The 20,539-nt window shown below is 71.2% G+C and carries 18 protein-coding genes and 1 pseudogene; 7 read left to right on the top strand and 12 right to left on the bottom strand.

All coding sequences use genetic code 11. From position 1 onward, the window contains the following. Position 1: 1 nt before the first annotated feature. From SY2F82_RS18625 to SY2F82_RS18605, 5 genes are all read right to left on the bottom strand, one after another. Positions 2-1,555, bottom strand: coding sequence for a Wzz/FepE/Etk N-terminal domain-containing protein (locus SY2F82_RS18625; RefSeq protein ID WP_200420228.1), 1,554 nt, complete (start codon positions 1,553-1,555; stop codon positions 2-4). Continuing rightward, positions 1,552-2,922, bottom strand: coding sequence for a Wzz/FepE/Etk N-terminal domain-containing protein (locus SY2F82_RS18620; RefSeq protein WP_200420227.1), 1,371 nt, complete (start codon positions 2,920-2,922; stop codon positions 1,552-1,554). Before SY2F82_RS18620 ends, SY2F82_RS18625 begins: the two co-directional genes overlap by 4 nt. Next, positions 2,919-4,184, bottom strand: a complete 1,266-nt coding sequence (locus SY2F82_RS18615) for a glycosyltransferase family 4 protein (RefSeq protein ID WP_200420226.1) — start codon at positions 4,182-4,184, stop codon at positions 2,919-2,921. Before SY2F82_RS18615 ends, SY2F82_RS18620 begins: the two co-directional genes overlap by 4 nt. After that, positions 4,174-5,490 carry a nucleotide sugar dehydrogenase gene (locus tag SY2F82_RS18610; protein WP_200420225.1) on the bottom strand — a complete coding sequence of 439 codons (1,317 nt, stop codon included), beginning with the start codon at positions 5,488-5,490 and terminating at the stop codon, positions 4,174-4,176. Before SY2F82_RS18610 ends, SY2F82_RS18615 begins: the two co-directional genes overlap by 11 nt. A 70-nt stretch (positions 5,491-5,560) precedes the next feature. Then, on the bottom strand, positions 5,561-7,039 hold the full coding sequence (locus tag SY2F82_RS18605; protein ID WP_200420224.1) for a sugar transferase: 1,479 nt from the start codon (positions 7,037-7,039) through the stop codon (positions 5,561-5,563). A 923-nt stretch (positions 7,040-7,962) separates the two neighbouring features. On the opposite strand from SY2F82_RS18605, the gene SY2F82_RS39710 reads away from it, so the two are divergent. The 4 genes and pseudogenes from SY2F82_RS39710 to SY2F82_RS18595 all read left to right on the top strand — a co-directional run bounded on the left by SY2F82_RS39710 (position 7,963) and on the right by SY2F82_RS18595 (position 9,158). After that, positions 7,963-8,415 carry a cation:dicarboxylate symporter family transporter gene (locus SY2F82_RS39710; RefSeq protein WP_308437773.1) on the top strand — a complete coding sequence of 151 codons (453 nt, stop codon included), beginning with the start codon at positions 7,963-7,965 and terminating at the stop codon, positions 8,413-8,415. 41 nt (positions 8,416-8,456) lie between these two features. Continuing rightward, positions 8,457-8,522, top strand: a pseudogene (locus SY2F82_RS39705) (hypothetical protein); the annotation flags it as partial. Positions 8,523-8,628: 106 nt separating this feature from the next. Further along, on the top strand, positions 8,629-9,000 hold the full coding sequence (locus SY2F82_RS39700; protein ID WP_374707178.1) for a cation:dicarboxylate symporter family transporter: 372 nt from the start codon (positions 8,629-8,631) through the stop codon (positions 8,998-9,000). Continuing rightward, complete coding sequence (locus tag SY2F82_RS18595) at positions 9,000-9,158, top strand: glycerate kinase (RefSeq protein ID WP_236041609.1); 159 nt, start codon at positions 9,000-9,002, stop codon at positions 9,156-9,158. The genes SY2F82_RS39700 and SY2F82_RS18595 overlap by 1 nt, the downstream gene beginning before the upstream one ends. 63 nt (positions 9,159-9,221) lie before the next feature. Here the strand turns inward: SY2F82_RS18595 and adh are convergent, their stop codons facing one another. The 7 genes from adh to xylB all read right to left on the bottom strand — a co-directional run bounded on the left by adh (position 9,222) and on the right by xylB (position 18,309). Further along, positions 9,222-10,745, bottom strand: a complete 1,524-nt coding sequence (gene adh, locus SY2F82_RS18590) for an aldehyde dehydrogenase (protein WP_200420223.1) — start codon at positions 10,743-10,745, stop codon at positions 9,222-9,224. Between the two features lie 131 nt (positions 10,746-10,876). After that, positions 10,877-12,154 (bottom strand): GAF domain-containing protein, encoded by a 1,278-nt coding sequence (locus tag SY2F82_RS18585; RefSeq protein WP_236041608.1) that lies wholly within the window; start codon positions 12,152-12,154, stop codon positions 10,877-10,879. 116 nt (positions 12,155-12,270) lie between these two features. Continuing rightward, entirely contained in the window at positions 12,271-12,885 is a 615-nt protein-coding gene (locus SY2F82_RS18580; protein WP_200420221.1) for an N-acetylmuramoyl-L-alanine amidase, read from the bottom strand. Between the two features lie 58 nt (positions 12,886-12,943). Further along, complete coding sequence (locus tag SY2F82_RS18575) at positions 12,944-13,957, bottom strand: acetamidase/formamidase family protein (protein ID WP_200420220.1); 1,014 nt, start codon at positions 13,955-13,957, stop codon at positions 12,944-12,946. Beyond that, on the bottom strand, positions 13,954-15,438 hold the full coding sequence (locus SY2F82_RS18570) for an APC family permease (protein ID WP_200420219.1): 1,485 nt from the start codon (positions 15,436-15,438) through the stop codon (positions 13,954-13,956). Before SY2F82_RS18570 ends, SY2F82_RS18575 begins: the two co-directional genes overlap by 4 nt. 199 nt (positions 15,439-15,637) lie before the next feature. After that, entirely contained in the window at positions 15,638-16,846 is a 1,209-nt protein-coding gene (locus SY2F82_RS18565) for an ROK family transcriptional regulator (RefSeq protein ID WP_200420218.1), read from the bottom strand. 17 nt (positions 16,847-16,863) lie between these two features. Further along, positions 16,864-18,309: a xylulokinase gene (xylB, locus tag SY2F82_RS18560; protein WP_200420217.1), complete on the bottom strand. Its 1,446-nt coding sequence runs from the start codon at positions 18,307-18,309 to the stop codon at positions 16,864-16,866. 197 nt (positions 18,310-18,506) lie between these two features. On the opposite strand from xylB, the gene xylA reads away from it, so the two are divergent. The 3 genes from xylA to SY2F82_RS18545 all read left to right on the top strand — a co-directional run bounded on the left by xylA (position 18,507) and on the right by SY2F82_RS18545 (position 20,537). Next, on the top strand, positions 18,507-19,673 hold the full coding sequence (gene xylA / locus SY2F82_RS18555; RefSeq protein ID WP_200420216.1) for a xylose isomerase: 1,167 nt from the start codon (positions 18,507-18,509) through the stop codon (positions 19,671-19,673). 136 nt (positions 19,674-19,809) lie between these two features. After that, on the top strand, positions 19,810-20,229 hold the full coding sequence (locus tag SY2F82_RS18550) for a hypothetical protein (protein WP_200420215.1): 420 nt from the start codon (positions 19,810-19,812) through the stop codon (positions 20,227-20,229). 125 nt (positions 20,230-20,354) lie between these two features. Beyond that, positions 20,355-20,537 carry a hypothetical protein gene (locus tag SY2F82_RS18545; protein ID WP_200420214.1) on the top strand — a complete coding sequence of 61 codons (183 nt, stop codon included), beginning with the start codon at positions 20,355-20,357 and terminating at the stop codon, positions 20,535-20,537. Positions 20,538-20,539: the final 2 nt, after the last annotated feature.

Genomic DNA, 20,539 nt, shown 5'->3' with positions numbered 1-20,539 from the left:
CCTACCGCGCCTCCTGCTCGCTGTCCGGGACCCGTGCCGCCCACATCGGCTGGCGATCCGTCCGGTGCCGGCCCTCCCCCACTGCCTGAACGGCGTGGGAGGTACCCCCACCGTTCTGCCGGGCGGACCCGTCGTTCTGACCGCGCAGAGCGGTGTGCAGCCCGTCCCACAGCGTGCCGTCGGTCCGGTCGCGCGGATCGGGGTCGATCAGCACCACACCGATCACCGCGACGCGCTCGTCGGCGAGCTGCCGCGCCACGGTGTGCAGCCATGCGGCGCTGCCGTGCCCGGCCTGCACGACGAGCACGGTCTGAGTGCCGAGGTACTGCAGGTCGGTCCAGGCCGTGCCGGGCGACACGGAGCCGACGCCGAGGGCGCGCTCCTGAGGCGGTCGGGCCCCGGCACGCTCGCCGGTGACCACGGTCGGGTCTCCCGGCTTCTGCCGGCGGCCGGAGAGCTGCGAGCCGGGCAGACCGTCGATGACGACCACCGGCCCCTCCGTCGCCAGCGCCCGGGCGAGATCCAGTGCGATCACGCTCGTGCTGCGCGCACAGCCCAGTTCCAGCAGCGACAGCGGTTCCTCGGAGCCGCGCACGGTGCGCGCCAGGGACCCGGTGAGGCGTTCGCGTGCTGCCCGGCTGCGTCGGCGGTGCCACAGTCGGGGCGACCGGGCGGGGAGCTCCGCGATGACCGAGGCGCCGAGGTTCACCGCTATCTCCCGGCGCAGCACGGGGCGGTCCGCCACCACCGCGCCGACGGCGGCCACCGCGAGCCCGAGGACGAGTCCGAGTACGAGCCCGATCGCGGCGTCGGTGGCGGCCGCCTTGGGCAGGGAGTGCCGCACCGCGTGCGGGGCGTCCACGATCTGTGTGCCGGCGATGAGCTGGGGCGTGCCGACGCTCGCCTCCGCGGCGCGCTCGCCGAAATCGGTGATCTTCGAGGTGAGGTCGGCCCGGCGGGCGAAGAGCGACTCGAGATTCGCCGACGTCTTGGCTCCGCTCGCCGTCGATCCTTCTCCGATCGCCTTGTTGACCTGGGCAAGTTCGTCCCGCAGTCGGTCGCGCTGGTTGAGCAGGGCCTTGGCCTCGGCGTTCGAGGTTTCCCGAATCCGCCGCACATGGTCCGCGACGAACGCGTCGGCCAGCGCCTTGGCGCGGGCCTCCGCCTCCGCGTTGCTGGAACCCGTCACCGTGATCTGCAGGACGTTGTTGGTCAGACCGACACCGCTGTAGTCCCGCATGAAGGTCTCCGGTGTCTCCGGGGACTTGAGGGCTTTGAGGGCGGCGTCGGCGATCCGTGTGGTCTGCAGCAGCGCGACGTCGGTGCGGATCAGCGTTCCGGGGTCGTTCGGCTGGTCCTCCTCGTGCGCGACCAGCACCTTGGTCACCGCGCTCGGGGGCGGCGGCATCAGGATCGCCACCGCCGAGCCGATCAGCAGGCCCACCAGCGCCATGGCGCACCACAGGCGCCGGCGCCTGCGCACCGCCACCACCAGTGCCTGCAGGTCAAGGAGCGGGGCGGCGGCCGTCGACTCCGACGTCGTGCTCGTCGTCACGCTGAACCTCCCGTTCCGTGGCCGGGCACCGCGAGCGTCAGGGTGGCGTCGTCGGGAAGCCGGCCGGCGGACTGCGTGGGGCGGGCCAGGACCATCCCGGCGACGACGATGCCGACGACCTCGTGCCTGCCGTCCGCACACGCCTCGGCGATCCCGGCGAGCTCCTCCGCGGTCCAGCTGCCCGCGCTGAGGACGACGAGGGCGCCGGACTCGGTGTCGCGGTCCGGCACTGTCGGCCGGTCCACCGAAACCTCCACCACGCGCAGCTGCAGACCGTTCTTGGCCTCGGCGACGAGCTGCCCCGCGGCCCGGCGGGCGATCTCGTCGCCGTCCGGTACGACGACCAGCAGGCGCTGGGCTCCCGGCAGTCGCTCCTTCAGACGAGCGCACACCCGCCGGTAGCGGATCCGACTGCCGGCCTGGTCACCGGACTTCTGCGGGGCGGGCATGTCCCACCGTGTGTCGAGGCCGAGGAGTCGGCGGAACCGGGCCCGTGGGCCCCCGCCCTCCGGCCGGCGCAGCGGCTGTTCGGTGGGCACGTCGACGGTGCCGAGGAGCGTCGAGCCCAGCGCCGCGGCGATCTCCGGTTCGGTGCGCAGCCGGCGGTTCACCCGTACCGCGACGAGATGGCCGATGAGCGCGAGCAGGAAGAACAGCAGCGCCCCGCCGACGATGAGCTGCAGCCTCGTGGGCGGCGCCTCGCCGGTCGGCCTGGGGGCTGGACCCATGACGACCATGCCTGCCTTGTTGTTCGCCGGGTCGGCCTCGTCCAGCTTCTGCATGGCCTCCTCCAGCGAGGTGCGCAGCTGCTCGAGTTCGGTGCGGGCCTGCACGCTCTCCACGGTCTGTCCCGGATCGGCCGCCTTGGACAAGTCGGTGATGCGGCGGTTGGTCTCCGCCACCTTCTTCCGCAGCGCCTCGGTCCCCGAGGCCGCCTCGGGGTCGGTGCTGCCACCCGCGACCCCTGCGGCGAAGGCGACGAACTGCCGGGCCACCTGGTCGGAGAGACGCTGCGCGCGCGCCGGGGTGTCGGCCGTACCCGAGATCTTGATGATGTTCCCGTCGGAGGCTTTGGCGGTCACTCGGTCCTGCAGCGTGGTGCCGCTGACGCCGGACCAGTGCAGAGCGGCGGCCGTGCGGTCGAGCACCGCCGAACTGGTGGCGATGTCCACCTGGGTCAGCAGCTCGCGGTCCTCCCACTGCCCCGGCAGCAGTACCGGTGCCGACGCGGTGTACCGCGGCGGGAACACCAGCACCGAGGTGCCGTAGCCGAGGAGTGCGCCCACCACGGTGAGGAGGGCGAGAAGTCGCCACCGCCGACGGAGTATCCGCCCGATCGTGACGAGGCGGATCGTGTCATCGCTCAACTGCGCTGCCTCTTCCCTGTGCGGACCGGTTCGCCCGCCGACACCGGAGTGCGGTCACGGCACGCGGCGGCGTACGCGGCGAGCAACGACGCCTGCGAGTTGCGCCAGGAGAGCTGCCCGCTGATCCGCTCCTGACCGATCTCACCCATCCGCGCCCGTTTCTCCGGATCGTCCAGCAGCACCGTGATGAGCTTGGCGAATTCGGTCTCGTCGTTGGCGGGCGCGTAGACGGCGGCGTCACCGGCGGAGACGCGCGCCTCCTTCAAGTCGAAGGAGACGATCGGCCGGCCCATCGCCATGTACTCCAGGACCTTGTTCATGGTCGACACGTCGTTGAGCGGATTGCGCGGGTCGGGGGAGAGACACACGTCCGCGGTGGACAGGTAGCGCACCAGGTCGGCGTCCGGAATGCGCCCGGTGAACTGCACCTGCTCCGTGAGCCCGAGCCGCCGGGACAGCTCCACCATCGCGTCGAACGCGTCGCCGGCTCCGACGAACACCGCGTGCCAGTCGGTCCGCCCGAACTCGTCGCGCAGCTTCGCGAGAGCGCGCAAGGCGTAGTCGACACCGTCCTGCGGGCCCATGACGCCGAGGTAGCACAGCAGATGAGGCTTGCCGCGCTTCAACTCCGGCTCCGGCGGCACCGGTTGGAACCGGTCGATCGCGGGTGCGCTGCGCACCACGAAGACGTCCTCCGGCCGCCTTCCGCCACGGCGCACCGCGACGTCCCGGTAGCTCTCGTTCGTGGCGAGCACGATGTCCGCGGCCCGGTAGGTCCGCCGTTCCAGCGCGCACACGGCGCGGTAGAGCAGATCCTTGCCGCGGTCGAACCGGGAGAGGTACAGCTCGGGCACCAGGTCGTGCTGGTCGAAGACGAACCGCGCGCCGCGCCGCTTCAGCCACAGTGCCGGCAGGAACAGCAGGTCGGGCGGGTTGCAGGCGTGGACCACGTCGACCGGGCCGACCTTGCGGGCCAGCCGGGCCGTGTGCCACAGCGCCGCCCCGTACTCCCTCAGGTAGCCGGCCGGCCCTCCCGTGGCCGCGCGCAACGGGTAGCGGTGGATCCGCACCCCGTCGATCTCCGCCTCCGGCTCCGTGTCCCGCTTGCTCCCCCGGGGACAGATGACGTGCACCGTCCAGCCCGCGTCGCGCAGCGTCGTGCACTCCTGCCACACCCGCCGGTCGAACGGCACCGACAGGTTCTCCACCAGGATCAGCGCGCGCCGGTTCGCCCCGTCACGGCTGATTGAGTTACCAAGCAAGGCCCATGTACCCCGGTTCGGTCCGGCGCGACTCGGCGTCGGGAAGGCGGATGAGGTCGACGATCAACGGGCCGCCGCCATGGGGCAGAGCCGCAAGGACGGCCGGATCTCTGGTCCCGACCAGGCACACCTCGGCATGTTCGAGCACCTCGTCGACGGAGTCCGCGAGCAGCTGCGCGAGGTGCGGCAGCCGCATCTCGATGTACTCGCGGTTCGCGCCGAGCAGCCGGGAGAGGCTCACGTTGGCGTCGTGGATCCGCAGGTCGTACCCCTTGCCGTGAAGCCTCTCCGCCAGCTCCACGAGCGGGCTCTCGCGGAGGTCGTCGGTGCCGGGTTTGAAGGACAGCCCGAACATTCCCACCCGGCGCTTGCCGGTCCGCTCGACCAGCTCCACAGCGCGTTGCAGATGGTCGGAGTTGGAGGGCAGCACGTGGGAGAGGATGGGCACCGAGACGTCGGCCCGCTGCGCCGCGTGGACCAGGCTGCGCAGGTCCTTGGGCAGGCAGGAGCCGCCGAAGGCGAAGCCGGGCCGCAGATAGGCGGGGCTGATGTTCAGTTTGCGGTCGGCCAGGAACACGTCCATCACCTGGTGCGAGTCCACCCCGAGCGCCTGGCACACCGCGCCCAGCTCGTTCGCGAAGCCGATCTTGAGGCCGTGGAACGCGTTGTCCGCGTACTTGATCGCCTCGGCCGTCGGGACCGGCACCCGGAACACCTCACCGGGCAAGCCGTCGTACAGCGCCATCACCGCGTCACCGCTTGCCGGGTCGAGCTCGCCGATGACCGTCTTGGGCGGGTCGAAGAAGTCCCGCACGCTCGTGCCCTCGCGCAGGAACTCCGGGTTGACCGCGACCCCGAAGTCCACCCCGGCCGTGCCGCCGACGGTCTTCTCCAGGATCGGTACCAGCAGGTTCAGGCAGGTGCCCGGGAGCATGGTGCTGCGGAACACGACGGTCTGCCGCCCGCCCCGCTCGGCCAGCGCGGCGCCGATCTGCTCGGTCACCCGCTCCAAGTACGTCGTGCACAGGCTGCCGTTGGGCTCCGACGGCGTGCCCACGCAGACCAGCGAAATCTCGCTGTCCATGATCGCCTCGCGGACGTCACCGGTGGCGCGCAGCGCCCCGGTCCGCACGACCTCGGCGATGAGCTCGCCGATCCGCTCCTCGACCACCGGGGCCTTGCCGTCGTTGACCAGGTCGACCTTCACCTGGTTCACATCCACCCCGATGACTTCGTGGCCCATGCCGGCCAGGCACGCGGCCGACACGCAGCCCACGTAGCCGAGCCCGAAAACGCTGACTCTCATGACCCGTCACTCCCCCCAGGCAGGCCCCCTCGGCCTGCGGTCCGCGCGCCGGTCGGACGACCCCCGCGCATCAGTAGGCCCCCTGCCCGTGAAGCACCGCACGCAGCGTCTTCCACAAGATCACTGTGTCCAGGGCGAGCGACCAGTCCTCCACGTACCGCAGGTCGAGGCGGACCGCCTCCTCCCACGGCAGATCGCTGCGTCCGCTGATCTGCCACAGGCCGGTGAGCCCGGGCTTGACCAGCAGCCGCCGCCGGATGTCCGGGTCGTACGCGGCGCACTCCTCCGGTAGCGGAGGCCGCGGTCCGACGAGCGACATCGATCCCGTGAGCACGTTGAAGAGCTGCGGAAGCTCGTCGAGCGAGTACCGGCGCAGCACTGCTCCCACCCGCGTCACCCGCGGATCCCGGCGGACCTTGAACAGCAGGCCCGCGCCCTCGTTGCGGTCGGCCAGCTCCGCACGTGCCCCGTGAGCCCCGGCGACCATGGTGCGGAACTTGAGAATGGTGAACTCGCGGCCGTCCTTGCCGACCCGGCGCTGGCGGTAGAACACCCCACCCCGGCTGTCCACCGCCACGAGCAGCCCGACGAGCACCATCAGCGGCGTGAACAGCACCAGCAGGACCGCCGCGCCGACCCGGTCGACGACCGCTTTGATCGCCCGGCGGCCCCCGGTGAAGGTCGGCATGCTGACCCGCAGCAGCGGGATCCCGAGCACCGCGTCGACGTGCAGCCGCGGGCCGGCCACCTCCATCAGCACGGGGGCGACGACCATTTCGGCGTCGCTGCCTTCGAGGTTCCAGGCGAGCCGCTGCAGCCGGTCCGGTGTCCAGTGCGGGTCCGGTGTGACGGCGACGACGCGGTAGCCGTCGTGGCGGACGTGCTTGGCGACGTCCGCCAGTTGACCGACGACCGGCACTCCGTCCAGTTCGTCACCGTCGAGCCCGCGACCGTCCGTCGTGCACACCGCCTCCACCCGCCAGCCGATGTGCGGGAACTTGCGGGTTCGGGTGATCAGGTCGCGCACGGTGGCCGGGCTCCCGGCAGCGAGCACCGGTCTCAGGCACCGGCCTTCCTTGCGCTGTTTGTGCAGCCAGAGGCGCAGCAGATACCGCGCGGTCATGGTGACGAGCGCGATCGCGGGTATCGCGACGAAGATCCAGAGTTTGATGTTGCGCGAGGTCAGGGCTATCCCGCCGAGCGCCAGTACGACGGTCGCCGCGAACAGTGAGCGTCCGAGTCTTCGGAATTCCTCGGCGCCCTGGCCGAGTACGGCCGGAGCCCAGGCCCGGCCCACCGCCAGCGCTCCCAGCACCAGCAGCTCGGTGCCGAATGCGAGAATTCCCCACTTCTCGTGCCAGTTGGCCGCGTCCCGGGCCCCGAAAAAGTTGCCGATCGCCGCCACCACGAAGGCGGTGGCCACGGTATCGCTGGTGATCACGGCACGTCTGTACCGCTGCTCCCAGGCAATCGCGGGCTGGCTGATTGCCCCGTTCGCCAGATGCCCGCGCGCCGACGGAAACGGGCTGACAAGTCCCCCTTGCCGCACAGAACCCCCCAGGTCCCCAGTGGTTCGACGTGTTCGCCCAACACTGTTGCTCCCCCACGGGAGGCCCCCCCTCCCGCGCCGCGCTGTTCCTCCCCTCGGGAGGCCCCCGCCTCCCGCGCCGTGCTGTTCCTCCCTCGGGAGGTCCCCGCCTCCCGCCCACATCCCGGCTATGTCAGCGCTACTTGAACAACCCCCCTGGCGGCAGGGACTTGCATGTTCCGCCAGACTCTCGAGGCGCGCGGGAACCCGCCGAAACCTCGGGCGCTCCCCGCGCCCAAGGCCCCCTTTCGGGCTCCAGATATTGATCACCCCACGTCCGGCGCCGGGGACGCGACTGCTGGCTTTCCGCAGCGCCGGACCCATAGATCATCAATGGTTCGCCTCATGTTCGAACAGCTGAAGCACGGTCAATCTAGACCATGGCGACCGGTATGAAGAGAGGATGTGTGTAATTTGTGTTCAGGCTTTGACGCTTGATCCACGGATCGGTCACCGCCCAGGGGCGCCTTCACGCCACTGCGCGCTCCAGCCGCTCGCCCGGCCCTGGGGCACGGCTTCTGCGCAGTGACGATCGACGAGCTGCAACGCGCCGTCCATGGTGGCCAGTTCGGCAACGACTGCCGCTGTTCGTGCACTACGGCGCGCCTGGCCGGGGATGGAAGGCTCGAAAACAGGTCTGAAAGTCTTCTCTTTCACGCATCCCGATCGCGCCGCTACCGAAACCGAGGACGACGGCATTCACGCCACCCGCCGGCCCTCGCTCCGGAGGGACTCACCGGTGCAGCTGCGCCAGGAAAGATAGGCAGCGCCTATACGGGGCATCGATTTTTGGTCGTGGACCCCCTGAGCTGTGGCCCGGTTCACTGTGGCGAAAGCTGGCGCGTACCGATCGGGCTCGTTGGCGCGCGATCAGGGAGGCTGCAATGACGCATACCCCAGGCGGCGGACGAGTCGAGCAAGCTGCGCGTATCGCGGCGACGCCGTGGTACCGGCAGTTGTACGTCCAGGTGCTGGTGGCGATCGTGATCGGCCTCGTGCTGGGCTGGCGATGGCCGGATCTCGCCACCGACATGGAGCCGATCGGCACCACGTTCATCACCGCGATGAAGATGCTGATCGGTCCGATCGTCTTCCTGACGATCATCGGCGGTATCGCCGGTGTCGCGGACCTGAAGAAGGTCGGCCGCACCGGCGTCAAGGCGCTCGCCTACTTCCAGGTCGGCACGCTCGTCGCCCTGCTGACCGGATTGGTGGCCGTCAACCTCTTCCGCCTCGGCGACGGCGTGCACGCCGACCCGGCGACGCTCAAGACGTCGGGCGAGGCGAGCCAGTACATATCCCAGGGAGAGCACCAGCAAAGGAGGAGTTCTGGCTGATCCTCGGCACGTCCACGGCCGAGCCCGCGCTGCCCGGACTGATGCGCAAGCTGCAGTTCATGGGCGCGGAACGTTCCACGGTCGGGCTGGTCGTGCCGACCGGCTACAGCTTCAACCTCGACGGCGCGGCGATCTACCTCTCCCTGGCCACCCTCTACATCGCCCACCGACACCTCCCTCTCCATCGGGCAGCAACTCGGCCTGCTTGCCGTCATGTTGCTGACGTCCAAGGGCGCGGCGGGCGTCGCCGGCGGCGGCTTCATCGCGCTCACGGCGACGCTGTCGACGGTCGGCTCGGTCCCGGCCGCGGGCATCATGCTCATCTTCGGCATCGACAAGTTCATGTCGGAGTGCCGGGCGCTGGTCGACTTCTTCGGTAATGCCGTGGCCACTCTCACCGTCGCCAAGTGGGAGAACGGCCTGGACCTGGAGCGGGCCCGCGCGGTGCTGGCCGGCAAGGCGGGCGAGCCGCCGCTGACGGCCAAGGACGAGGCCGAGGCCGAGGTCAGGACCGAAGACGAGTCCGAGGACGTCCGGCCGGCCGTGGTGTCGCCTGCCGTCCGGACCGTCGAGGTGGCGCCCTGATGGTGTCCGTCCTGATCGCCCCGGACAAGTTCAAGGGCTCGCTCAGCGCCGACGAGGTGGCCCGTGCGCTGGAGCACGGACTGCTGGAGGCCGCGCCGCACGCCCGGGTCAGCCGCCTCGCGCCGGCGGACGGGGGCGAGGGAAGTGTGGCCGCTTGAACCGTGACCGAGGAGGGTGCCTGACGGGGAGTCTCGCCAGGTCAGGCACCCTTGCGCGTGAGCCTAGAAGAAGCCCAGTTTGCGCGGCGAGTACGACACCAGCAGGTTCTTCGTCTGCTGGTAGTGCTCCAGCATCATCTTGTGGGTCTCACGGCCGATGCCCGAGCCCTTGTAGCCGCCGAACGCCGCGTGCGCCGGGTACGCGTGGTAGCAGTTCGTCCAGACACGGCCCGCCTGGATGGCGCGGCCCGCGCGGTACGCGGTGTTGATGTCCCGCGTCCACACGCCCGCCCCGAGCCCGTACAGCGTGTCATTGGCGATCTTGATGGCGTCGTCGAAGTCGTGGAACGACGTCACCGACACCACCGGCCCGAAGATCTCCTCCTGGAAGATCCGCATCCGGTTGTCGCCCTCGAAGATCGTCGGCTGGACGTAGTACCCGCCCTTCAACTCACCGTCGTACTCGACGCGTTCTCCGCCCGTGAGGACCTTCGCGCCCTCCTGCCGGCCGATGTCCAGGTAGGAGAGGATCTTCTCCAGCTGATCGTTCGACGCCTGGGCCCCGATCATCGTGTCGGTGTCCAGCGGATGCCCGGACTTGATCTTCTCCGTGCGGGCGACCGCCGCCTCCATGAACTCGGCGTAGTGGCCCCGCTGCACCAGCGCCCGCGAGGGGCAGGTGCACACCTCGCCCTGGTTGAGCGCGAACATCGTGAAGCCTTCCAGCGCCTTGTCGCGGAAGTCGTCGTTCGCCGACCACACGTCGTCGAAGAAGATGTTCGGGGACTTCCCGCCGAGTTCCAGTGTCACCGGGGTGATGTTCTCGGAGGCGTACTGCATGATCAGCCGCCCCGTCGTGGTCTCACCGGTGAACGCGACCTTCGCCACGCGCGAGCTCGACGCCAGGGGTTTGCCCGCCTCGACACCGAAGCCGTTGACGATGTTCACCACGCCCGGCGGCAGCAGATCGGCGACCAGGCTCAGCCAGTAGTGGATGGACGCCGGGGTCTGCTCGGCCGGCTTCAGCACGACCGCGTTGCCTGCGGCGAGCGCCGGTGCGAGCTTCCAAGTGGCCATCAGAATGGGGAAGTTCCACGGGATGATCTGCGCCACCACGCCGAGCGGCTCGTGGAAGTGGTATGCCACCGTGTCGTCGTCGAGCTCGCCGAGCGAACCCTCCTGCGCGCGCAGCGCGCCCGCGAAGTAGCGGAAGTGGTCGATGGCGAGCGGAATGTCCGCCGCCAGGGTCTCCCGGACGGGCTTGCCGTTCTCCCAGCTTTCGGCCACCGCCAACTGCTCCAGGTTGGCCTCCATCCGGTCGGCGATCTTCCGGAGGATGTCGGAGCGCTCGGTCACCGACGTACGGCCCCAGGCGGGCGCGGCGGCGTGCGCCGCGTCCAGCGCGCGCTCCACGTCCTCGGCGGTGCCCCGGGCGATCTCCGTGAACGGCTGCCCGTTGACCGGAGTCGGATTCTCGAAGTACTGGCCACGCGCCGGCGGCACGTACTCTCCGCCGATGAAGTGGTCGTAACGCGCCTGGTAGGAGACGATCGCGCCCTCGGTGCCGGGCGCTGCGTAACGGGTCATTGCGGCTCTGCCTCCTGGGAAGGCGCTGCCCGCCGTTGGGCAGCTCTCGACCGCGAGGCTAGGAACCGGGACGTTGCGAGGACGTTGCGTCCTGGGGTTCACGGACGGATGCCGGTCTTCGCCTCCCGGCGTCAATGAGGTCCGGAACGCTCCCACCCCGCCGGGGCCGCCAGCTCCGCCTCCAGGTCCTCGAGGCGTGCCCTTACCGCCGCAGTCGGCCTTACCGCCGCCAGTGCCCGCCAGACGTCGAGGTCGTCCTCGCCCCACGGCGCGTGCACCCAGTCGGCCAGCAGGTCTGGATCGCGGCGGGCGATCAGCGCCGTCCGCAGTCCGTCGGCGAGCCTGCGCCGCAACCGGGCCACGGCGGGCGCCTGCGAACCGGGCAGCAACGGGCCCCGGTACGCGGCCGCCGCCTCCGCCACCGCCCCCGAGTCCAGCCGGCGCTCCACGACGCTGACATCCGACTCCACCGCGGCCGTGAGCCGGTACGGGCGCGACGCCAGCAGAGCGGGGCCGAGGATCCTGCGCAGCCGGGCCAGCTCGGCGCGCAGCGTCACCGGCGTCACCGACTCGTCCTCGTACAGCGCGCACAGCAGTTCGTCCCCGGTCAGTCCCTCCGGGTGCCGGGCCAGCAGCACCAGGATCTCGCTGTGCCGGCGGCTGAGCCGGACCCTTCGGCCGCCGACGACTAGCCGCGCCTCGTCACGGCCGAGTGCCGTCAGCCGCAGTGTGTCCGCCGCGTCCTCGACCGGCGCCAGGAGCGCCAGCTGGGACTCGGCGGCCCGGGCCACCGCCTGCACGAACCCCAGGCTGTGCGGATGCGCGAGCCGGTTCCCGCCGGTGATGTCCAGCGCGCCGAGCACCCGCCCGGTGCGCGGATCGTGCACCGGCGCCGCCGCGCACGTCCACGGCTGGACCCGCCGGACGAAGTGCTCGGCGGCGAACACCTGCACCGGCCGGTCGACCGCGACGGCCGTCCCCGGCGCGTTCGTCCCGACCGCGGACTCCGCCCAGCGGGCCCCCGGCACGAAGTTCATGCTGTCCGCCCGCCGTCGTGTCGCCGGATGTCCCTCGACCCACAGCAGCCTGCCCTGCGCGTCGCAGACCGCCAGCAGATGCTCGCCGTCCGCCGCGAACGGGCCCATCAGTTCACGCACCAGCGGCATCACCCGAGCGAGCGGATGCTCGGCCCGGTACGAGCCGAGGTCGCCGTCCGTCAGCTCCACCGGCGCCGTACCGTCCGGTCCGACGCCCGCCAGCGCCGAACGCCGCCACGAGTCGGCCACCACGGGCCGGACCCGCCGCGCCACCGTCCCCACCGCCGTGAACGTCTCGTGCGCGCGACGCAGTTCCCGTACCCGTTCGACGGGATCGGCCCCTGGCTCCAGGGCCACCCACGGCTCGGTCAACTCGGCCTCCCGTTGAACGGCGGTGCGATGGGTGACATCGTCACTCCGGGGTCGGCCGCCGACAACCGTTTCGACCGCCATCGACCCGAACGTGACCGGTGGTTGGCGTGCGGGCGTCAAGAGACGTTGACCAGCCTCATGTAGCGCGTCCAGTCCCAGTCCGGTCCGGGGTCGGTGTGGTCGGTGCCCGGGACCTCGTAGTGGCCGACGATGTGCGCCCGGTCCTTCGGGATGCCGTGTCGGGCACAGATCGCCGCCGTGAGTCGGGCCGACTCCTCGTACAGGGCGTCCGTGAAATATCCGGGACGGTCCACCCACCCTTCGTGCTCGATGCCGATGCTCCGTGTGTTGTAGTCCCAGTTGCCCGCGTGCCACGCGATGTCGTGCTCGCGGACGCACTGCGCGATGTGCCCGTCCGCCGACCGGACGACATAGTGCGCGGACACGTTCTTCCGCGGGTTCTGGAAGATGCCCAGGGTGCTCGTGTACGTCGCCTGCGTCACGTGGATGACGACGAGGTCGAGCGGATGACTGAAGGGCCGGTCGGACGGCGTGTAGTTACGGGGGTCCGCCGACATCCAGTCCGCGAAGGGATGGTCGACGGCCCGGGGCCGGGCCTGGGCCGGTGCGGAGGGAAGCAGCGTGTAGGGAACCGCTGCGAGGACCGCACCCTGCAGTAACCGGCGCCTGCTGGTGAGGGGTCTTGCCCGCTCCTGCTCGGTTCGTTTCATTGGACGGGGTGCCTTCCACGCCTGACTTTCGAAGAAGTTCCGATTTGTCCTGCTCTGCTCAACGTCCCAGCGCGGCCGCCGTTTCGCGCATGCGGGCATGAATTCCTCGGTGCGTCTCACGTGCCGGCAGCCATTGCTTGCGGAGCTTGGCCACGCACGTGTAGTTGGTGTCGCAGACGTTCGCCAGCGGAGACTCGACCGTCTGGGTGGCGAACTGGTAGGCGTCCAGCTCGCTGAACCCGTAGTCGCGCACCAGCCATTGCACCAGGTCGAGCTGGGATATCCGGAACGCGTCCTCCAACGGGCGTGCCGAGCCCGTCGAGATGATGTGCGTGTCGGTCTCGAGGCGCGGCCAGGGTGTGGCGACGCCCTTGAGCAGCTCGACGATCACCACGGTGTTCATCGCGCACTCGACGGCCACTCCGCAGGTCTCACCCTCTCCCTGCCGGGCATGCCCGTCGCCCAGGCTGAGCAACCCGCCCTCGACGTTCACCCCCAGATAACAGGTGGCGCCCGCCCGCATCTCAGGCGTGTCCATGTTCCCACCGTGCGCGTCCGGCACCAGCGCGGAGCGCACCTCCAGGTTGGCCGGTGCCACGCCCACCGTGCCGTGCATGGGGTCCATCGGCAGCTCGACGCGGATGTCGCTGTCCCGCGCGGTGAACAGAGCGGTGCGGCGCTCCCGGTCCAGTTGCCAGATCCACACGGCCTCCGGCAGCGGCGGCTGCAGTGTCGCGGTGGTGTGCGTCGAGGTCAGCGCGCCGAACAGGGGCACCGTCGTCGAGGCCGCCCAGTCCCGGGCCGGTTCGATGGACACGAAGTGGACCGCAAGGGTGTCGCCCGGTTCGGCGCCCTCCACGTGGAACGGACCGGTCTGCGGATTCAGATACGGGAACTCGCACACCTCCGACACCAGGTCCTTCTCGGACCGGACCCGTCCGGCGAAACAGTCCTCCGTGTACAGGTCGAGGACCGTGCCCGGCGCGATCCGCGCGACGGGCGGTGCGCCGCCGAAGGTCCAGGCGTATTCGTCCCGTGTGGGCCGCACGGTCAGGATCCGGGGATCGCTCATGGCTGCACGGCTCCGTTCGGCAGAGGGTCGGGTGTGGGGGAGTCGTCCAGATGGACGCGGGCGGTCTCGGCTATCCGTCCGGGGTGGCGCCGCAGCAGGACCAGCAGCACCACGACCCCGGCGGCCATCCAGACCCCGACGACGGGACCGGCGTACGACACCGGTGCGGTCAGCGTGGACACGAAGTGGAACACCGGCAGGCCCGCCGCGGTCAGCAGGGCGGGCACGAAGGCGGCGACGCCCAGCAGCGGGAACAGCAGGTGCCGCACCGGGCTGAACGACTCCCGCCCGCGGCGCAGGAAGTAGCCCGCGCACGCCAGGTTGACCACGATGTACACACCGATGACGACCGTCACGATGACGGTGGCCAGCAGAAGGAACGCCGTGACCGGGTCGTAGGCGAGGCCGAGCCCCAGCATCACCGCCACGGCCACCGCGCTCTGCACGGCGACACCGGCGGCGGGGGAGCGGTACCGGGGGTGCAGGCGCGCGAAGAGTGGCGGGAACACCCGGATCCGCGCCAGTGCGTAAGCCGTACGCGTCGAGACGTTGGCGCACGCGTTGGCGTTGGCGACCGTCGAGTTGACGACTGCCAGGAACACCAGCACCCAGAAGAGCCCGAAGGAGGCCCGGGCCACCCCTTCCCAGGACGCCGCTCCCGACGCGCCGAAGCCGGCGAAGCGGTCGGGGCCGACGAACACGGCCATCGCGTAGGTCGTGACCACGTAGAAGAGTCCGATCGCGAGCGCCGCTCCGAGGACGGCGCGGTGCATCGTCCGTCGCGGATCCTTCGTCTCCTCCGCCAGCGGTGCAGCCGCCTCGAATCCGGCGAAGGCGAGCACCGTGTACACCGATCCGGCGAACACGCCGCTCACCCCCTCGTACCCCTTCGCCGTGTGGGAGGTCCCGAACACCGACAGCGTGTTGTGCCCACCCGCTCTGACGATCAGCCAGACGGCGAAGACCAGGAACGCCAGCACTTCGAAGACGCCGAGGACGGTGCCGAACCGGGCCGAGGCGCGCACGCCGAAGTAACCCGTCACCCCGATGATCACCGCTCCGGCGAGCGCCCACGGCCACCACAGATCGTCCGGGTACGCGGACCACTCCTGGTGGAGCGTGCCCGCCGTTGTGAAGCCGAGCTGCAGGAGCAGGAGCGGCGGCACCAGCGCCTCCACGAACACATAGCCCCAGCCGACGAGGAAGCCGACGGCCGGATGCAGTCCCTGCGCCGCATAGGTCGCCACTGAGCCGGCGGCAGGCAGCCGCCGCGCCAGCTCGGCCACGCACGACGCGGTGAACAGGCAGGCCACCAAGGCGACGAGCACCGACAAAGGCAGGCTGCCGCCCGCGAAGGCCGCGCCGGAGGGAATGGACGCCGCGACCGCTGCCGCCGGCGCCATCGCCGTGATGCTCTGGAACAGGACCTCGCGCAGGCCGATCGCCTCACGCCTCAGGCCGAAAGCCGTGTCCCCCGACATGTGAGCCCCCCGATTCTGCCCCCGCGCAGCCACTGCCCGGCGGCTGCGCCTCGCGTGAATCACGGTACGGCGTTGGGCGGTTGGGCAGGAAGGGGGCGGTGTCCCCGGTGGACAACCAGGAGACTGTGGATATCTCCGTCACCCGTTCGAGGGACGTTGCCCTACGTGACCGGGCTCCCGGAAGCCCCGGGCCAGGCGGTCACATCCGCGCCGCCACCGCCGCGGGATCGTCCAGCACGGCCCGCACCACCGAGTGCGCGGCCCCAAGCAGCGGACCCTCGGACCCCAGCCGTGAGACGCTCACGGCGCAGGCCGGGCCGGCCGTTCGCCGGGCAAGTTCCCGCTCCAGGGACGGCAGGAGCCAGGGTGCCAGAGCGGCCAGGGCTCCGCCCAGCACGACCGTCTCCGGGTCGAGCAGGTTGACCGCTCCGGTGAGCGCGATGCCGAGCGCGGTTCCGGCGCCGCGCAGGGCTCGGAGTACCTCCCGGTCGCCCCGTGCCGCACGCTCCGCCAGGAGTTCGACGCGGTCCTCGCCCGGTGTCAGCCCGGCCGCGCGCAGCACGGCCTCCTCACCGGCGTACTGCTCCAGGCAGCCACGCCCGCCGCAGGCGCACGCGGGACCCTCCGGGCGCACGGGCACATGACCCAGCTCGCCCGCGAATCCACGCGTCCCGCGCAGCAGCCGCCCGTCCACGACCACGGCGCCGCCGATGCCGATCTCCGCCGAGACGTGCAGGAAGTCGCGGGGCGTGTCGTCACCGAGCCACAGCTCCGCGAGTGAGCCGAAGTTGGCCTCGTTGTCCACCGTCAGCGGCAGCTCGTCCGGCAGCAGGGGACCCAGATCGACGTCGTGCCAGTCGAGGTTGGGGGCGCGCACCACGGTCCGGGCATCGCGTGCGACGAGGCCGGGCACGGCGACGGCGAGACCCGCGGGCCACAGTCCTTCCCGCTGCGCCTCCGCCACCACCTGCCGTACCAGTGCGGTCAGTTCGCCGAGCACCGGCTGCGGCGGGCGGTCGCGGTTCGTGCCGTGCCGCACCGCCCGAGCCCGCACGTCGCCGCGCAGATCGACCGCGCACACCGCCAGATGATCGACACCGATCTCGGCGCCGATCCCGGCGGGACCGCGCCCGCTGACGGCCAGAGCGGAACCCGGGCGCCCGACCCGGCCGGGCCGCTCGGGCCCCAGCTCCTCCAGCAGCCCCGACCGGATCAGCTCGTCGACCAGCGTCGAGACCGCCGCGCGGGTCAGCCCGATCCGTGAGGCGACCGCGGCACGCGACAGCGGCCCCTCGGCGCTCACGGTGTGCATGACCCGCGCCAGGTTCCGGCGGCGCATGCCCTGCTGGGTGTCCGGCAGCCGTCGGCCGGGGCTGGACGGATGGGCTTCGTGCAGCGGTGCGGCCATGCCTCCCTCGGATCTCGTCAGCGCCGGTCCGGCTCCCGCTCCAGCAGCGGCGCCGCGTCGGAGAGTACCCCGGTGATCCTGGCCAGCGTCGCCTCGTCCCGCTCCACGGCCTCGAGGACCGGCCCGCGCGCGGTGTCCCAGCGCCGGGCGACGGCTGCCGGGTCCTCACCGGTCAGCAACCCGGCGGCCTGCGCGGCGGCGCCCAGCGCGACCAGCTCCCTGGCCTCCGGAACCTGGACCGGACGTCCCGAGAGCCGCCGTACGGTCTCCTGCCACGCCCGGCCCCGTGCGCCGCCCCCGATGAGCAGCAGTGGAGCGGCGCGGTCCGCGTCCGCGTCGAGCACCAGGTCGAGGGCGCCGAGCAGTGAGTGCACCGCGCCGTCGTAGGCCGCCTGCAGCAGCTGTCCGGCCGTCGTGTCGTGCCGCAGGCCGTGCAGCAGCCCCGAGGCGTGCGGGAGGGCCGGGGTGCGCTCGCCGTCCAGGTAGGGGAGCAGCGTCACACCGGTACCGGGCTCGACGGCCTCCCGGTCCAGGCCGAGCAGCGCGGCGATCCGGTCGACAGCGAGCGTGCAGTTCAGCGTGCACGCCAGCGGCAGCCAGTCGCCGTGCGCGTCCGCGAAGCCCGCCACGGTCCCGGTCGGGTCGGCGGGCCGCCGTCTCGAGACCGCGTACACCGTTCCGGAGGTCCCGAGGCTCAGCACCGGGGTCCCGGGACGCAGCCCCAGACCCAGCGCGGCGGCTGCGTTGTCGCCCGTGCCCGGCGCGACCAGGGTGCCCTTGGAGAACGGCAGGTCGTGGGCGTCGCGCACGGTGCCGGCCACCTCCCCGGGCCGGACCACGCGCGGCAGCAGGGCGGGGTCGAGGCCCACGTGCGCGAGGATCTCCTCGTCGTACGACTCCGTCGCCGACGCCCACCAGCCGGTGCCCGAGGCATCGCCGCGGTCGGTCGTTCCCTGCCCGGTGAGCCGCTCGGTCAGGTAGTCGTGGGGCAGCCGTACGGCCTTGGTCGCGCGGACGGCCTCCGGCTCGTTCTCGGCCAGCCAGGCCCACTTCGTGACCGTGAAGGACGGCCCGGGCAGGCTTCCGGTGCGCTCTGCCCAGATCTTGGGACCGCCCAGCTCCTCCACCAGGCGGCGGGCCTGCGGCGCCGACCGTACGTCGTTCCACAGCAGGGCCGGGCGGACCGGCTCACCCCGGCCGTCCAGGGTGACCAGGCCGTGCTGCTGACCGCCGATCGACACGGCGGCGGCTTCGTGGGCCGCCTCGCCGCACTGGTGCAGGGCCTCGCACAGTGCCTCCCACCACTGGCGCGGGTCGCTCTCGCGGCCGGCGCCCGACGTGACGGTGTGCGGTGCCTGACCGCTCGCCACCACCCGTCCGGTCGACGCGTCGACCACCAGGGCCTTGGTGGACTGGGTGGACGAGTCCACTCCGACGACGAGCGGACCCTCGGCTGCTGACATCGGGCTCTCCCTCTTCCGCGGCTCGCGGGTTCTGGCCTGTGGGCGGGCGTGCCCGGCCACAGTGGCCGGACGTGCGCCCGTCGTCACCGTACGGAGTCACCGTACGGAGGACACATCGTCTCTTCCCAGAGATGCCTTCGCATACTAATTTGTTAAGCGCCATGACGAAATAGTCTCAGCGAGCAAGGAGCCGCGGCATGAGCTACCAGCCCACCCCCGAGGACAGGTTCACCTTCGGCCTGTGGACCGTCGGCTGGCAGGGACGGGACCCGTTCGGCGACGCCACCCGGCGCGCCCTGGACCCGGTGGAGACGGTGCAGCGCCTCGCCGAGCTCGGGGCCTACGGTGTGACCTTCCACGACGACGACCTGATCCCCTTCGGGTCCTCGGACAGCGAGCGCGAGGCGCACATCAAGCGCTTCCGTCAGGCACTCGACACGACCGGGATGACCGTGCCGATGGCCACCACCAACCTGTTCACGCACCCCGTCTTCAAGGACGGCGCCTTCACGGCGAACGACCGGGACGTCCGCCGCTACGCGCTGCGCAAGACCATCCGCAACATCGACCTGGCGGTGGAGCTGGGCGCCAAGACGTACGTCGCCTGGGGCGGCCGGGAGGGTGCCGAGTCCGGCGCGGCCAAGGACGTGCGGGTCGCACTCGACCGCATGAAGGAGGCCTTCGACCTCCTGGGCGAGTACGTCACCTCACAGGGCTACGACCTGCGCTTCGCCATCGAGCCCAAGCCGAACGAGCCCCGCGGCGACATCCTGCTGCCCACCGTCGGCCACGCCCTGGCGTTCATCGAGCGCCTGGAGCGTCCGGAGCTGTACGGCGTCAACCCCGAGGTGGGCCACGAGCAGATGGCCGGCCTCAACTTCCCGCACGGCATCGCCCAGGCCCTGTGGGCGGGCAAGCTCTTCCACATCGACCTCAACGGCCAGTCCGGCATCAAGTACGACCAGGACCTGCGCTTCGGCGCGGGCGACCTGCGGGCCGCGTTCTGGCTGGTCGACCTCCTGGAGAGCGCCGGTTACAGCGGACCGCGCCACTTCGACTTCAAGCCGCCGCGGACCGAGGACCTCGACGGCGTGTGGGCGTCGGCGGCGGGCTGCATGCGCAACTACCTCATCCTGAAGGAGCGTTCGGCCGCCTTCCGGGCCGATCCGGAGGTCCAGGAGGCCCTGCGCGCCTCGCGACTGGACCAGCTGGCGCAGCCGACCGCCGAGGACGGACTTCAGGCGCTGCTCGCCGACCGCAGTGCGTTCGAGCAGTTCGACGTGGAGGCGGCCGCCGCGCGCGGGATGGCCTTCGAGCGCCTGGACCAGCTGGCCATGGACCACCTGCTGGGCGCGCGCGGCTGAGCGCTGCCGGTACTCGAGGAATGACGCCCTCGCGCGGGATGTCCCGGACTCATGCCGTCCATGGCATGAGTCCGTATCAACAGCCGCGCGAGGGTACCGTCATGACCGGTGCGGGGCGACCGTGGACCCTATGGCCATGCCGCCGGGAAACACGCCGCCCTCGGACCATACCGGGTTCGGCCCGCCGTTCCAGCCGCCGCCCGGACCACCCGGCGCGCCCGTCCGCCGCCGCGCCGGCCTCTTCCTGACGCTCGCGGCGATCGTGGCCCTCGGAATCGTCGCGGTGGTCCTCGTCGTCGACCGCGGAGGCGCGGCGCAGCGGAAATCGCCCACCGAGAGCGGCGCGAGCACAAGCCGTGCACCTGCGCCGTCCCTGGGCATCCCGACGGGACTGCCCACCGCACTGCCCTCGAAGCTCCCCTCGGACCTCCCGGCGAGGCTGCCGTCGGGGTGGCCCAGCGTGCTTCCCAGCGGCTTTCCGAGCGACCTGGAGTCACTCTTCGCGGTCCCGGCCGTCGCACCCTCGACGCACACTGAGGTCGCGGCCGTCCCCTGAGGGGTCTCTCAGGGATGGCTGAGGGGTGGGGCTCAGGGTTGTCTCAGGGTCGGCGCCCGGAACCGCACGCAGCAGGCACCCGTTCTCAGAACAAGGAGCGGCAGTGGCCGCGAAGGAGGCGACACATGTCGAGGAACGCGAAGATCGCCACCGGGGGAGTGCTGGCCGGACTCATCCTGTGGATATGGCTGCCGTGGTGGGCCGTCCTCCTGATCGTGCTGGGAGTCCCGGCGGCCGCGTACTTCACCCTGGACCCGTCGCAGCGGCGCAGGCTGCGCCGCGTGGCGCGGAAGGAGCTCGGCCGCTGAGA

The sequence above is a fragment of the Streptomyces sp. Y2F8-2 genome (genome assembly GCF_014905555.1).
GTDB lineage: Bacteria > Actinomycetota > Actinomycetes > Streptomycetales > Streptomycetaceae > Streptomyces > Streptomyces cynarae.
Note: the sequence above shows the minus strand (reverse complement) of the source record. Positions and strands in the feature narration are given on the sequence as shown.